The sequence below is a fragment of the Fundicoccus culcitae genome (assembly GCF_024661895.1).
GTDB classification, from domain to species: Bacteria; Bacillota; Bacilli; order Lactobacillales; family Aerococcaceae; genus Fundicoccus_A; species Fundicoccus_A culcitae.
Genome location: NZ_CP102453.1, coordinates 188,194 through 202,637, shown reverse-complemented (window position 1 = coordinate 202,637; position 14,444 = coordinate 188,194). Strand labels below are relative to the sequence as shown.

The following is a 14,444-nucleotide window of genomic DNA, read 5'->3' as shown; positions in this document are numbered from 1 at the left end:
GATTAGTTATTCTCCTTTGCTTCATAAATTTCAATTTGTTCCTGAGTAACAAAGTCTGGCGTTTCATACATATTCTTTAAGAAATCAGAAACTTTTTGTTTAGGTGCTGAGTCAGCTAATTTAATTTCTTCTTTGATTTCTTCTTTAACTTCTTCTCTATAGGCATCTTCAATTTCTTCAGACCATAATCCTTTACTCTTTAAGTAAATACCAAAACGGATTAATGGATCTTTTGCACGCCATTCTTCTTGTGCACCTTCTGGTTGATAACGTTTTGGATCATCACCAGATAAAGAGTGTGCACCGAAACGATAACATAAGGTTTCAATTAAAACCGGACCATTTCCAGCAATAGCATAGTCACGGGCAGCTTTAGAAACTGCATAAACAGCAAGAATATCCATACCATCCACTTGAATTCCAGGGATTCCAGCTGCAACTGCTTTTTGAGCTAATGTAGGAGCCGCTGTTTGTAGTTCACGCGGTGTAGAAATTGCCCAACCATTATTTTGAATATAAAAGACCGCAGGTAATTTGAATGCACCCGCAAAGTTGATCCCTTCGTAGAAATCACCTTGTGATGAACCACCGTCACCTGTCCAAGTTACAGCTACTGCATCACGTTTGTTTTTCTTAATCCCCATAGCAACACCGGCAGCTTGTACATATTGAGCACCAATAATAATTTGTGGTGGGTATGCATGTAAATCTTCTGGATAATCATTTCCATCTACATGTCCTTTAGACCACAAGAAAGCTTTATGTAATGGTAAACCATGCTTAACTAATTGAGGGATATCACGATACCCTGGTAAGATGAAATCGTCTTTTGTCATAGCAGCAATAGATCCCATTTGTGATGCTTCTTGACCTGATGTAGGAGCATAAAACCCAAGTCTACCTTGACGGTTTAACGCTGTTGAACGTTCAAACAACTCTCTAGACCAAACCATATCTTTCATCAATTGTACTAACTCATCATCTGTCAAATCGGGGAATAAGTCTTCATTAACTACTTTCCCTTCTTCATTCAACACTTGTACTGTACTAAAATCAAAGTTATCCGGTCTTAATAAATCTTCGATTTTTGTAGGAGCATCATTTTTTGCCATGCTTGTACACATTCCTCTCTGCATTGTTTTGTCTGAATTATTAAACAGCTAGTAACAACTGTACTAATATTCATTTGTACATTAACAATTTATCACTATCTTTTAAAAAATGCAAGTAATAAAGCTTAAAAAATCGATAATAGCAAGGTTTCTAATATACTTGTGAACAGTATAACATGGATAAAGAAAAACAGATATTTCTTTTGATTCGCTTTCATGCCCATTAAAAAGTCGAATTTTAAAGCAATATCTGTTATGATACAAATTTTAAACTGTACTATTATTTTCAAAAATAAGTATTGAAAACAGCATTCATTAACTTCCTAAGTGTCTTTGTAAAATACATTGTGAATACATTATTTAACCTTATTCTTTAAGAAAAGGTTGTACCCAATGCCCTTCTCTTACTTCCTCTAAACGATTAGTTTTCATTGTTGATTTTTCTTCTTTATAAATAATCCGTTTTTTAGTTCTCTCTAAATCAGGGTCAGGTTCTGGGATGGCCGAAAGCAGACTCTGTGTATACGGATGAATAGGCGTATCATATAGATCATCTGAATTGGCCATTTCAACGATTTGCCCATTATGTAGCATGGCAATCCGATCACTAAAATATCTAACCATGGATAAATCATGAGCGATAAATAGATAGGTAAGCTGTTGCTCAACTTGTAATTTTTCTAACAAATTAATTACTTGGGCTTGAATCGATACATCTAAGGCTGAAATGGGTTCATCAGCAACAATCAAACGTGGTTCGACGGCTAAAGCTCTGGCAATCCCAATTCTCTGTCTTTGCCCCCCGGAAAATTCGTGCGGATAACGGGACGCATGATCTTGATTCAATCCAACCTTATCTAAAAGTTCGTTAACCCGTTCATTTCGCATTTTTTTATTTGGAGCTAAACCATGGATATCAATTCCCTCACCAATTATATCTTGAACTTTCATCCGTGGATTCAAGGAAGAGTAAGGATCTTGAAAAATCATCTGAACTTCTTTATTAAATGTTTTACGTTCTTTATCCGACAGACGTTTAAGGTGTGATTCACCCCGATAAAAAATTTCACCCTTTGTCGGTTGTAGTAAATGCACAATGGCACGCCCTATCGTTGATTTACCACTTCCAGATTCACCAACTAATCCAAACGTTTCACCTTCATAAACATTAAAGCTAACTCGATCAACCGCTTTAATTTCCGAAGACGTTCCTTGGTTATAGACTACTTCTAAGTCTTTAACTTCAAGGAGTAGTTGCTTTTCATTCTGCGCATTAGTCATCTACTCACCTCCATATTTTTGTTCGTAATAGCGATAACGCTCTAATATATTATCTGGAGGTGTTACCTGAGCTGCCTGAGGGTGTAATAACCAACTGGCTGCAAAATGATTAGGATTTACTTCAAACATAGGCGGTTGTTTTTGAAAATCAATCGCCATAGCATACTCACTTCGTACAGCAAAGGCATCGCCTTGTGGTGGATCCAGTAAATTAGGTGGACTTCCAGGAATAGCATAGAGTTTTCCAACCGTTTTAGTTGTAGGCATCGAACTTAACAAGCCCCAAGTATAAGGATGTTGTGGGTGATAATAGATATCGTCCACCGGCCCAATTTCAACAAAGCGACCCGCATACATGACGGCAACACGATCGGCGACTTTAGCCACGACTCCTAAATCATGGGTGATGAAGATGATGGACATATTCTTTTCAGCTTGAATTTTTTGTAATAATTCAATAATTTGCGCTTGAATAGTCACGTCTAAGGCGGTTGTTGGTTCATCCGCAATCAAAATATCAGGATCCCCTGCTAAAGCAATGGCAATAACGACTCTTTGTCTTTGACCTCCAGAAAACTGATGTGGATATTGTTTCAAGCGTTCTTCCGGATTTAAAATACCACATAAGGTAAGTAATTCGACGGCTTGAGCATGCGCTGCCTTTTTTGAAAAATGACGCTTAACACGCAAAACCTTTTCAATTTGTCGACCAATGGTTAAGGTAGGATTGAGTGCTGTCATAGGATCTTGAAAAATCATGGCTATTTCTGTTCCTCGATACGAACGAATCTCTTTATCATTTAATTGTAATAAATCCGTTTGACCTTTATAAATAATTTCGCCATTTTCAATTATCGCATTTTTACTTAAAAGCCCTATGATGGCACGTGAAGAGACCGTTTTCCCAGACCCTGATTCACCCACAATCGCTAAGGTTTCACCTGGCATTAAATCATAATTTACCCCTCTAATGGCTTGTACCTTACCTGCAAAAGTTTCAAAACTAATTTCAAGATTTCTAACAGATAAAATTGGATTTTCCATCGTAAGCCCCCCTACACTTTCATTTTAGGATCAAAAGCATCACGTAATCCATCTGCTAGCAGATTAAATGACAACATAATTATGGATATCATAGCTGCTGGATACCACATCAAATGAGGTAAAAAACGAAATGTTTGATAGCCGTCATTCAACAAGGTCCCTAGAGACGCATTTGGAGCTGGAATACCTATTCCGATAAAACTTAAAAAGGCCTCAAAGAAAATGGCAGACGGAATCGCAAACATCACCTGCACTATAATAATGCCTAACATATTAGGCAAAAGATGTTTAAACATAATTTTAAGTGTTGATTGACCTAATACGCGCGCGGCTTGTACATATTCCTCTTGTTTTAAACGAATAGTTTGTGCGCGCACTACTCTTGACATGGTTATCCAAGAGGTCAAAGCAATCGTAATAATAATTGACGTAATTCCCGGTTTTAACACTAGCAACATCAGTACAACAATGACCAAGTTTGGGATACCCGATAATATTTCTAAAATACGTTGCATAAACGTATCTACTTTACCGCCAAACCAACCTGATATCAGTCCGTATATAATGCCAAACACAAGATTAATTAAAACAGCCACAAACGCCACTATGAGTGAAATTCTGGTCCCATATAAAATTCTAGACAAGAGATCGCGCCCCAAACTGTCCGTACCTAAATAATAATAAACCCCTTCAGGAACACCAGCTTGTTCATAATTATCCACTAATGTACCCCCTCGATTGACACTTTTGCCATCAAACCAAGAAAACCATTCTAGGCCTGGGATTTTAGGGGGTAAATTTGAATGACTAGGGTTTTGTTGGAAAGGAGAATGTGGTGCGATAACAGGTGCAGCTACAGCTAACAAAATGATAGCAATAACTACAAACAATGAAATCATGGCACCTTTATTTTTCTTTAGTCGACGCCAAGCATCTTGTAAAAAATTTAGTGAAGGTGTCGATATTTTTTCATTTTCATCCGAATCGATTTTTAGCTCCTGATTAAACAATTGATTGTCTAAAGGTCCAATTGAATCTAACAATGCTTGATTATATTCTGAAGCGTATAATTTTTTTGACATTTTAATCTCCCCCTTTCGTCATTCGCATTCTTGGGTCGATGAGACCATATAAGATGTCAACGATAAGAATAAGAAAGATTAATATCGCCGAATACATAATCGTAATTCCCATAATTGTCGGGTAATCATTTACTAGAATTGATTTAGTAAACTGTTCGCCGATACCTGGTATTGAAAAAATTTGTTCTATAACCAGTGAACCTGTCATTAAATTAGCCGTTATGGGTCCTAATATAGTCAATAATGGAATAATGGCATTTCTTAAGGCATGTCGAAAAATTATATATACTTTTGATAACCCTTTTGCATTAGCTAAATCAATATAATCACTGTTCAACACATCAATCATTTCGGTTCGCACAAAACGTGCCGCTTCTGCCATAGGTGAAAGGGATAAAGCAATAGTTGGAAGAATGGTTGACTTAAAACCATCTCTCCAAAAGGCAATAGGTAAAACACTTAACCAAACAGCAAAAATAAATTGAAGGATGACGGCAAAAACAAAGTTAGGGACAGATCGACCACCAATAGCCAAAATAGATGTAATTGTATCAATCCAAGTATTTTGATATACAGCCGACAGAATCCCAAGTAAAACGCCTACCGTCGTTCCTAATATCATTGCTTGAATACCTAACTGAAAGGAAGGCCCCGCTCGATCAGCAATAATTTGACTAACAGGTAAATTATTAAACTGAAATGAAATACCGAAATCGCCTCGCAAAACATTTTTTAAATAATTAATATATTGAACGAAAATAGGTTCATTTAATCCATAACGTTCATTTAATAAGTTCAGTTGCGTTTCAGTCAATAAATCTTGATTAGCAAAAGGCGTTCCAGGTAAAAACTGTAGTAATAAAAAAGTAACCGTTATGATGATAAATAGCGTTAAAAACATATATATGATTCTTCGACTTAAATATCGACCGTATGATTGCATGTCTTCACCACTTTCCATTAATTTTTAGTCTTTCAGATTATTAGTAAAAATCATTTCAATAATTTTTAATAGACTTTTAATCATTATAATTCAAGCTTACTATTAAAGCTATTATATCGTCGAACATCCAAATAAATAGCCTTTAAACAAAAAGGAAAGAGCTTTCGATTCATAACTAACTAGTTATGAATTGAAAGCTCATAAATCGTATCGATTATCACCTAATTAACTAAAATGGTTACTCTGATAGATAAGCCGTTCTAAGATTGATTGTGCGACCAAAAGGTAATACTTGCATGTTTTGGACGGATGGATTGAGTAAATAAGCTGTTGCTGCTTGATATAAAACAGGTGCCACCGCATCTTCACCAATAGCAATACGTTCTGCTTCAATCAATGCTTGACGACGTTGAACTGGATCAGACGCAAACTCAGTCCGTGCTTGATTAACTAAATTATCAACCGTTTCATTTGAATAGTCAGCAAAGTTAATCCCACCATTAGTTGTCAACTGCTCCATGAAATTCATAGCATCTTGATAATCGGGTGCCCATGTCCCATAGAAGAAATCATAGTCCAAAGCACGTTGAAACTCTAAACGGTTATTTAATGGCACTTGACGAATGGTAAGGGTTAAACCTGGTAAGTTTTCCATTAATTGAGCTTGTAAATACTCCGCTGTACGACCGGATAGATCAACATCAGAAACTAATAATTCTAATTCAATCGTATCCATTCCTAATTCTTCTTTAGCTTGTTCCCAGTCGGCTTGAGCTGCTTCAACGTTATAAGGTAATAAATCACCCGCTTCTTCTCTAAAGTCAACTCCTTCTTCATTCACATCAAAATCAGCTGGCACAAAACCATTTAAGGCAGTTGAACCATCGCGAATAACTGAAGTAGCATATAATTCTTTGTCAAAAGCTTGTGCAATTGCACGACGTAAAGCCGCATTACCAGTCACTTCACGGGTAACATTAAACATTAAATGACCAATCGTCGCTTTTGGAACAGAATGGAAAACATCAGAACCCTCATACTGTTGCACAAATTGATCGGATAAAATCGCATAATCTAATTCACCGGCATCAAATAAATCTGCACCTGTTCCAGTTTCTTTAACCACTGACACACGAACATTCTCTAAATAGACATTTTCCGCATCCCAATAGTTAGGGTTTTTAACTAAATTCCATTCTAACTCAGTACCAGACCAACCTTCTAACAAGAAAGGACCGTTCATGGCAATATTGTTAGCAGATGTTCCATAACTGCTACCTAATTCTTCAACTAATGCTTGTTGAACAGGCATAAAACGGCTACCTGTTAGCAATTTAGGTAAATAAGGTGCTGGGTATTCTAAGGTGATTTCCAGTGTTTGATCATCTAAGGCAACAACACCCACTTGATCTAACGCCATTTCACCATTACGAATCGCAGCCGCATTCGCAAAAATCTCAACGGATTGCGAAGAAGCTTGGCCAGAAGGATCAACTAAGCGTTGATAAGAATAGACATAATCATTAGCTGTTATGGGACTCCCATCACTCCAAACTAAGCCATCTCGTAAGGTGAAAGTATAAACTAATCCATCTTCACTCACTTCATAACTTTCTGCTTGCCCTAGTTCTACTTCGGTTCCATCGACCACTCTAAATAATCCCTCAAAAATTTGACCAATCATATCTGAACTTGGTGTATCATTATACACGGCACTGTCCAACGTAGCCAATTCACCGATTGTCATGATATTTAAGTTTTGTTCAACATCTGGATTAATTGCAGGTGTTTCTTGCGCGTTAGCGACTGATGTAAGTGACAAACTATTCGTCATAAGCAATGCTGACATCAGCAATACTAAAAATTTCTTCATTTGGTTCTCCTCCTCTTATTAAACACTATAAATAATATACTAATAGCCATTTGAATTTGCAACTATTATCTACGTATAGGGCGAAAAATCTGATTATTCTGTCATTACGACACTATCGATGGATAGATCAGAAAGACTAAATAATCAGATTAATATAATGGATTTGGTTAAAACTGTCTAAATCTGGCATACTTCATTTCATGCCGTTGTTCACTATCAATGGCCATTAAGCGACTAAATTCTGACTTAATTGCTTGGGTCAAGTTGTTCAATAATTGATTTTTTTCAATAAATATCCCATTTTCTTCCTCAGGAATTATTTTATCAATTACTTTTAATTCTAATAAATCTTTAGCCGTTAATTTCATTACATCAGCTGCTTGTGAAGCTAACTTTGAGTCTTTCCAAAGAATAGAGGCAAATCCTTCAGGCGATAAAATCGAATAGATACTATTTTCCATCATCCAAACACTATCCGTCAATGCTAGCGCAATAGCCCCACCACTACCGCCTTCACCCAAGATAATGGATAATGTAGGAACCGTCAACTCGCTCATCGTGATTAAACTTTGAGCAATCGCATCGCCAATCCCATTTTCTTCTGATTCTGGTGCCGCATGAGCCCCAGCCGTATTGATTAAAGTGAGGACCGGACGACCAAATTTTTCAGCTAGTTTCATTTGTCGAATGGCTTTGCGATAACCAGCAGGCCCACTTGATCCAAAATTACGCATAATATTTTCTTTTGTATGCCGTCCTTTTTGAATACCAACCACTGTAATAGGTTTATTTTCAACCAAGCCTATGCCAGCCACCATTGCTTTATCATCTGCCATTAAGCGATCGCCATGTAATTCTATAAAATCACTACACAAACTATCAATCACTTCTAAAGTAGAAATACGATCCAGTTGACGCGCACGTTGCACGATTTGATACGCTTGCATGGTCTCACCTACTCTCTATTTTTGATGGATTTGTAATAATAAATCAAGGGTCGCTTTTTGTTGACTCCGTGGAACAATTTCATCAACATAACCATTTTCTAACAAGCTTTCGGCTGATTGAAAATCATCTGGTAAAGTTGATCGGATTGTTTGTTCAATAACACGTTTACCAGCAAAACCAATTTTCGCATGCGGTTCAGCTAAGGTTACATCCCCTTGCATACCGAAACTAGCTGTTACACCACCCATCGTTGGATTGGTTAATACAGCACAATAGAATAAGCCGGCTTGTTGGTGCTTTGCGACCGCTTGTGAAACTTTCGCCATTTGCATCAAAGATAAGATACCTTCTTGCATGCGTGCCCCACCCGATGCAACAAACAAGACAACGGACAACGATTGATCAGTTGCTCTTTCAAAAAGATTGGTAATTTTTTCACCGACGACTGACCCCATACTTGCCATAATAAAATGACTGTCCATGACCCCAATACAAAAAGGTTTGTGATTCAACATAGCTTTCCCCGTTAACACGGCTTCATTTAATCCGGTCGCTTTTTGAGCTTCCGATATTTTTTTGTTATAACCTGGAAAATTTAGTTGATTGATCGTACTTAAACCATCATCCCATGATTCAAAAGTATTTGAATCTACTAACCAATCAACACGTTCTTTTGCAGCAAAATATAAATGTTCGCCACAATGATAACAAATTCTTTCTTGTGAAATTTGATTGTTGATTAAAATCCGTTTGCAATTGGGACAGTTTTTGACCATATCTTCAGGAATGCTTGCTTTTTTCTGCTCTATTTCTTGAATAGGCAATGGGTTTATTCGAATAGTCTTCTTTTTTCGGAATAATGCCATATTATGCCTCCTCTAGTTTATCAGTATCCTCATTTTCATGAAGTGTCATTTGCCATTCCGGCATAAATGATTCTTCTAACCACTTAGTATGTATTCTATCATGAAAAACTGATTCACTGCTAATTAAACCGTCAAGTAACTCAATATTTGTTTCCAACCCTTCAACAACAACTTCGTACAAGGCACGATCCATCAACTTAAACGCTGCTTCTCTTGTTGGTTGATGAACAATAATTTTTGCAATCATTGAATCATAAAAGGGTGGTAATAAATATTGAGGATATACAGCAGACTCGACACGCAATCCAATACCGCCTGAAGGTAAAATCAGTCGATTAATATAGCCACTAGAAGGTCTAAATTGAAATTTAGGATCTTCAGCGTTTAAACGACATTCAATAGCAAAACCATTAAAATGAATCATTTCTTGGGTGTATTCTAAAGGTTGATTACTAGCGATAAGAATTTGTTGTTTAACAATGTCAATACCGGTAATCATTTCGGTCACAGGATGTTCTACTTGTAATCGCGTATTCATTTCCATAAAATAGAAATTTTCATTTTCATCAAGCAAAAATTCAATCGTGCCCGCATTTGTATAACCGATTGCTTTAGCAGCTTGGACAGCCGTTTGACAAATTTTCGCTCTCGTTTCTTCAGACAATGACTGAGCAGGCGCAAATTCAATTACTTTTTGATTATTTCTTTGCAACGAACAGTCGCGCTCACCTAAATGAATGACATTCCCATGCTCATCCGCCAATATTTGGACCTCGATATGGCGAGCAGGATAAATAATACGTTCAATATACAAATCTTTATTCCCATAAATAGCTTGTGTTTCATTTTGAGCTTGTTCAAACAAATGATCAAATTGACTCATTTCTTCAACCCGGCGCATCCCTTTACCACCACCACCATCGGCAGCCTTGATTATTAAAGGAAAACCTATTTGTTGAGCAATTATATGCGCCTCGTCCAATGAATGAACTAAACCTTTACTTCCGGGTGTGATGGGAACACCCGCTGCTTGCATTGTCGTACGTGCATTTTGCTTATTTCCCATTAAATGGATTATTTCACTTGATGGGCCAATAAATTTAATGCCAGTTTCTTCACACATTTGAACAAAATCACTTCGTTCGGATAAAAATCCATAGCCTGGATGAATGGCATCGCACCCCATCACCATGGCTGCACTGAGTACGGCAATGGGGTTTGCATAAGAATCTAATCCTTTTGCTGGTCCAATGCAAATAGCTTCATCTGCTAATTCAGTATGTAAGGCATTCTCATCGGCTTTACTATAAATAGCTACTGAAGTAATACCCATTTCGCGTAAAGCCCGAATGATGCGAACAGCTATCTCGCCTCGATTTGCAACCAATACTTTTTTAAACATTTACTTTGCCCCAATAATAAAAGTCATTTCAGCTTCGGCTACTTTTTTATCTCCAACAAAGGCTTGACCATATCCAATACCAGCATTACTTTTCAATTTAACGATATCTACTTGTAAACGTAACACATCACCAGGAACAACTTTTTGTCTAAATTTAACTTTATTTAATCCACCTAGATAAGCCGTTTTCCCTTCAAAACCTTCCATTTTTAACAATGGAATAGAACCTGCTTGAGCTAATGATTCGATGATTAGAACACCGGGCATAACGGGTTCACCAGGAAAATGACCTTGGAAAAATTCTTCATTAATGGTTACATTTTTACGACATACTACTTTTTCACCAGGAATTAATTCGTCTACAGCATCGATAAAAAAGATTGGGTAACGATTTGGAATAATTTCCATTACCTCTTGGGCTGTCATTATTGTCATGATAATCCTCCTTAAATTCAACTATTATTTAATACGAACAATGGCTTGACCAAATTCAACCACTGATTCATTTTCAACCAGAATTTCTTCAATGATTCCTGATTGAGGGGCAGTGATTTCATTCATTAATTTCATCGCTTCAATGATACAAATAACATCACCTTTTTCAACCGTTTTTCCTACAGTCACATAAGGTTCAGCATCAGGGTTAGCTTGTAAATAGACGACGCCAACCATGGGCGAAGGTACAAGTTCACCGCTTTTTTCTACGCTAGTTGATTCATCAACCGTAACTGCATCTGTTTGCGTAACATGAGCCATTTGAGTGCCTTCAATTGGTTCCGTTGATGAACTTTTGCCTGTTTCAACATGAGTGATAGAGTCATGTTTAGCGGTTTTAGATAATACAACATGACTATGATCAGCTTGATATTCTAAATAAGCGACACTTGATTTATCTAGCTTATCAATTAAAGTCAATAAATCTTGGAATTGCATCCCTATTCACCGTCCCAGCGTTTGAAACATAGGACAGCATTATGCCCACCAAATCCTAAAGAATTTGACAATGCATAACGAATATCTTGTTTACGCCCTTTAGCTGGTACATAATCTAAATCACAGTTTTCATCAGGATTTTCTAAACCTAAGGTTGCCGGTATAAAACCTTCTTGCAACGCTTTAACGACGGCAACCGCTTCAACCCCGCCAGCAGCCCCTAATAAATGTCCAAAATGGCCCTTTGAACTTGAAATAGGAACATTGTAGGCTTGTTCACCAAATGCATATTTAATGGCCACTGTTTCAGCTGAATCATTTGTTGGTGTACTCGTTCCATGGGCGTTGATGTAATCCACATCTTCAACCTTGATTCCAGCCATTTCAACCGCAGCTTTCATTGCTTCTCCTGCTCCACTTCCATCGGGTAATGGCGCTGTCATATGATAAGCATCAGAATTTGAGCCATATCCAACAACTTCACCTAAAATGGTTGCTTGACGTTTTTGGGCTGATTCTAGAGATTCTAAGAATAAGATACCAGCACCTTCCCCCATCACAAAACCATCACGATCTTTATCAAATGGACGTGAAGCTTTGGTAGGATCCTCATTCGTTGATAAAGCTGTTAAGGCAGCAAAACCACCTATACCAATTTCATTAATCGTTCCCTCAGCTCCACCAGCAAAACAAGCATCTAACAAGCCGTTTTTAATTTTTAGAAAAGCCTCACCAATAGAGTTCGTGGCACTTGCACATGCTGTAACGATATCTAAACTAATTCCTTTAGCTCCAAACTTCATTGAAATGTTTCCAGCTCCCATATTACCAATGGTCATTGGAACAAATAAAGGTGGAATTCGTTTAGGTCCTTTATCAATCATTTTACGGATGCCATTTTCAATTTCAATTAATCCACCAATTCCAGAACTTACTAATGTTCCTACTCGGTAGGGATTTTCTTCAATGGCATAACCACTCATGGCTAGCGCTTCTGCTGCAGCTGCCACACCATATTGTGAAAATAAATCCATCCGCTTATACTCTTTACGGTCCATGGTTAACGATGGATCAAAATCCTTAACCTCAGCGGCTACACTAATACCTGTATTGCTTGCATCAAATCGTGTGATTTTTGAAACACCACTTTTATCTTGACGCATACTTTCCCAAAATGATGGAACATCATTACCAATGGGAGAAACTGTGCCAATTCCAGTAATAACTACACGGTTCATTATTTTCCTCCTTGTACAAAAACACAAAATTACATATTCATGCCGCCATTAACTTCGATAACTTGACCCGTTATGTAACGATTTGCAATTAAAAATTCAACGGTTTGACTTATTTCTTCCACTTGACCAAAACGCTTAAGTGGAATTTGACTTAACATGGTTTCAACAACACGTTCACTTAATTGCCCTGTCATTTCTGTCTCAATAAAACCAGGCGCAATAGCATTGACGGTAATCGAACGACTTGCTACTTCTCGCGCTAAAGCCTTGGTTAAACCAATTATTCCGGCTTTACTCGCAGCATAATTGACTTGACCCGCGTTTCCAGTAACACCAACAATACTTGACATATTAATAATTGAACCACTTCTTTGTTTCAACATGATTGGAATTACATGGCGCGACATATTAAAAACACCATTTAAATTCGTTTGAATGACACTATTAAAATCGTCTTCTGTCATACGCATGAATAAGCCGTCTTTAGTAATTCCGGCATTATTGACTAAAACGTCAATCCTACCGTAGTCTGCTTTAACTTGATCAACTAATTCTTTGGCTTTATCAAAATGACTAATATCACCAATCATCGTTCCAACAGCTAGACTATAGTCAGAAAATTGCTTAAGAATATCATCATTAATTGGACGTCGACTGTTCAAAACAACTTGATGCCCAGCCTTAGCTAAAGAATGAGCAATAGATAATCCAATACCTCGTGAGCTACCTGTTACGATACATACTAAACTCATGTCAAACTCCTTTATTTAAGAAAGGTTCTAAAGCTTGCACATCTTCAACTTTATCAATTACAAGGACTTCTGGAACGTTTTCTTGTCTTTTTAATAATGAGGCTAAGGTTTTACCTGGCCCTATTTGAATTAAATGCGTGACCCCATTTTCGACAAAATAATCAATGGTTTGTTGCCATTGGACAGGTTGAACTAAATGATTAGCTAAATTATCTTTAATCGTTGATAATTGATGCGGCTCAACCGTTAAATTTGAAATGACAGGGGTATCAAAGGATTTAAATGCGGTTTTATTTAAAATTAAACGAAACGGTGGAACAGCGTCTTCCATTAAAGGTGTGTGAAAAGGCCCTTCCACTTTTAAGGGTAGAATTTTTCGATAGCCTTTTTCTTTAGCTAATTGAGTAAATTGATTAACGGCAGCTTCTACACCACCTAAAACAATTTGGCTAGGCGAATTATAATTGGCAATATAAAGTGGTAATGCGGGATCGACTTCAGACATTGTTGCTTTAATCTGATCAAGTGGCATGTTAATAGCGGCTATCATTTGAACATTAGCGGTGTTTTTTAAATTCTCACATTGAATAGACATGATTTCGCCTCTGGCTTTTAACAAAGTGAAACCATCTTCGATAGTCAAGGCTTGACTAGCCATCAAAGCAGCGTATTCCCCTAAACTTAAACCAGCCATATAAGATACGGCTGGAATTAGAGGAGCAATACTGTGATAAATAACCAGACTAGTGGCAGCTATCGCCGGTTGCGCATATTGTGTTTTGGATAAAATATCTATATCATGATCAATCCAATTCTGAATCGGATAGTCTGTTACAGCTTCAATGTTTTGAATAAGTTCTCTGGCTACTGCATATTCAGAAATAAAATCTTTCCCCATATGCTCATAATGCGCACCTTGTCCATTAAAAATAATGGCTAGTTTCATCAATAAAGACTCCTTTTAACCCAA

At 37.2% G+C, this 14,444-nt stretch carries 14 protein-coding genes; all 14 read right to left on the bottom strand.

Annotation, left to right across the window (positions count from 1 at the left end):
• Positions 1-2: 2 nt before the first annotated feature.
• The gene (gene pdhA / locus NRE15_RS00995; RefSeq protein ID WP_313793780.1) at positions 3-1,112 is read right to left on the bottom strand and encodes a pyruvate dehydrogenase (acetyl-transferring) E1 component subunit alpha; all 1,110 of its coding nucleotides are present in this window, start codon (positions 1,110-1,112) and stop codon (positions 3-5) included.
• Between the two features lie 366 nt (positions 1,113-1,478).
• On the bottom strand, positions 1,479-2,393 hold the full coding sequence (locus tag NRE15_RS00990; protein WP_313793779.1) for an ABC transporter ATP-binding protein: 915 nt from the start codon (positions 2,391-2,393) through the stop codon (positions 1,479-1,481).
• Positions 2,394-3,437, bottom strand: coding sequence for an ABC transporter ATP-binding protein (locus tag NRE15_RS00985; RefSeq protein WP_313793778.1), 1,044 nt, complete (start codon positions 3,435-3,437; stop codon positions 2,394-2,396).
• 11 nt (positions 3,438-3,448) lie between these two features.
• Positions 3,449-4,519, bottom strand: coding sequence for an oligopeptide ABC transporter permease (gene opp3C, locus NRE15_RS00980; protein ID WP_313793777.1), 1,071 nt, complete (start codon positions 4,517-4,519; stop codon positions 3,449-3,451).
• A 1-nt stretch (position 4,520) separates the two neighbouring features.
• Positions 4,521-5,462: an ABC transporter permease gene (locus tag NRE15_RS00975; protein WP_313793776.1), complete on the bottom strand. Its 942-nt coding sequence runs from the start codon at positions 5,460-5,462 to the stop codon at positions 4,521-4,523.
• Between the two features lie 238 nt (positions 5,463-5,700).
• A complete protein-coding gene (locus tag NRE15_RS00970) occupies positions 5,701-7,335 on the bottom strand; it encodes a peptide ABC transporter substrate-binding protein (RefSeq protein ID WP_313793775.1) in 1,635 nt (544 codons plus the stop codon).
• Between the two features lie 167 nt (positions 7,336-7,502).
• On the bottom strand, positions 7,503-8,282 hold the full coding sequence (gene accA / locus NRE15_RS00965) for a carboxyltransferase subunit alpha (protein ID WP_313793774.1): 780 nt from the start codon (positions 8,280-8,282) through the stop codon (positions 7,503-7,505).
• Between the two features lie 15 nt (positions 8,283-8,297).
• Complete coding sequence (accD, locus tag NRE15_RS00960) at positions 8,298-9,149, bottom strand: acetyl-CoA carboxylase, carboxyltransferase subunit beta (RefSeq protein WP_313793773.1); 852 nt, start codon at positions 9,147-9,149, stop codon at positions 8,298-8,300.
• 1 nt (position 9,150) lies between these two features.
• Positions 9,151-10,551, bottom strand: a complete 1,401-nt coding sequence (accC, locus tag NRE15_RS00955) for an acetyl-CoA carboxylase biotin carboxylase subunit (RefSeq protein WP_313793772.1) — start codon at positions 10,549-10,551, stop codon at positions 9,151-9,153.
• Positions 10,552-10,989 (bottom strand): 3-hydroxyacyl-ACP dehydratase FabZ, encoded by a 438-nt coding sequence (gene fabZ, locus NRE15_RS00950; RefSeq protein WP_313794921.1) that lies wholly within the window; start codon positions 10,987-10,989, stop codon positions 10,552-10,554.
• A gap of 21 nt (positions 10,990-11,010) precedes the next feature.
• Positions 11,011-11,484: an acetyl-CoA carboxylase biotin carboxyl carrier protein gene (accB, locus tag NRE15_RS00945; protein ID WP_313793771.1), complete on the bottom strand. Its 474-nt coding sequence runs from the start codon at positions 11,482-11,484 to the stop codon at positions 11,011-11,013.
• 2 nt (positions 11,485-11,486) lie between these two features.
• Positions 11,487-12,722 carry a beta-ketoacyl-ACP synthase II gene (gene fabF, locus NRE15_RS00940; RefSeq protein ID WP_313793770.1) on the bottom strand — a complete coding sequence of 412 codons (1,236 nt, stop codon included), beginning with the start codon at positions 12,720-12,722 and terminating at the stop codon, positions 11,487-11,489.
• 29 nt (positions 12,723-12,751) lie between these two features.
• On the bottom strand, positions 12,752-13,474 hold the full coding sequence (gene fabG / locus NRE15_RS00935) for a 3-oxoacyl-[acyl-carrier-protein] reductase (RefSeq protein ID WP_313793769.1): 723 nt from the start codon (positions 13,472-13,474) through the stop codon (positions 12,752-12,754).
• A gap of 1 nt (position 13,475) precedes the next feature.
• The gene (locus tag NRE15_RS00930) at positions 13,476-14,420 is read right to left on the bottom strand and encodes an ACP S-malonyltransferase (protein ID WP_313793768.1); all 945 of its coding nucleotides are present in this window, start codon (positions 14,418-14,420) and stop codon (positions 13,476-13,478) included.
• Positions 14,421-14,444 lie beyond the last annotated feature (24 nt).

What these genes read in the sequence shown, in the direction of transcription:
- pdhA (WP_313793780.1), bottom strand. Translation starts at nt 1,112, where the DNA reads ATGGCAAAAAATGATGCTCCTACAAAAATCGAAGATTTATTAAGACCG.
- NRE15_RS00990 (WP_313793779.1), bottom strand. Translation starts at nt 2,393, where the DNA reads ATGACTAATGCGCAGAATGAAAAGCAACTACTCCTTGAAGTTAAAGAC.
- NRE15_RS00985 (WP_313793778.1), bottom strand. Translation starts at nt 3,437, where the DNA reads ATGGAAAATCCAATTTTATCTGTTAGAAATCTTGAAATTAGTTTTGAA.
- opp3C (WP_313793777.1), bottom strand. Translation starts at nt 4,519, where the DNA reads ATGTCAAAAAAATTATACGCTTCAGAATATAATCAAGCATTGTTAGAT.
- NRE15_RS00975 (WP_313793776.1), bottom strand. Translation starts at nt 5,462, where the DNA reads ATGCAATCATACGGTCGATATTTAAGTCGAAGAATCATATATATGTTT.
- NRE15_RS00970 (WP_313793775.1), bottom strand. Translation starts at nt 7,335, where the DNA reads ATGAAGAAATTTTTAGTATTGCTGATGTCAGCATTGCTTATGACGAAT.
- accA (WP_313793774.1), bottom strand. Translation starts at nt 8,282, where the DNA reads ATGCAAGCGTATCAAATCGTGCAACGTGCGCGTCAACTGGATCGTATT.
- accD (WP_313793773.1), bottom strand. Translation starts at nt 9,149, where the DNA reads ATGGCATTATTCCGAAAAAAGAAGACTATTCGAATAAACCCATTGCCT.
- accC (WP_313793772.1), bottom strand. Translation starts at nt 10,551, where the DNA reads ATGTTTAAAAAAGTATTGGTTGCAAATCGAGGCGAGATAGCTGTTCGC.
- accB (WP_313793771.1), bottom strand. Translation starts at nt 11,484, where the DNA reads ATGCAATTCCAAGATTTATTGACTTTAATTGATAAGCTAGATAAATCA.
- fabF (WP_313793770.1), bottom strand. Translation starts at nt 12,722, where the DNA reads ATGAACCGTGTAGTTATTACTGGAATTGGCACAGTTTCTCCCATTGGT.
- fabG (WP_313793769.1), bottom strand. Translation starts at nt 13,474, where the DNA reads ATGAGTTTAGTATGTATCGTAACAGGTAGCTCACGAGGTATTGGATTA.
- NRE15_RS00930 (WP_313793768.1), bottom strand. Translation starts at nt 14,420, where the DNA reads ATGAAACTAGCCATTATTTTTAATGGACAAGGTGCGCATTATGAGCAT.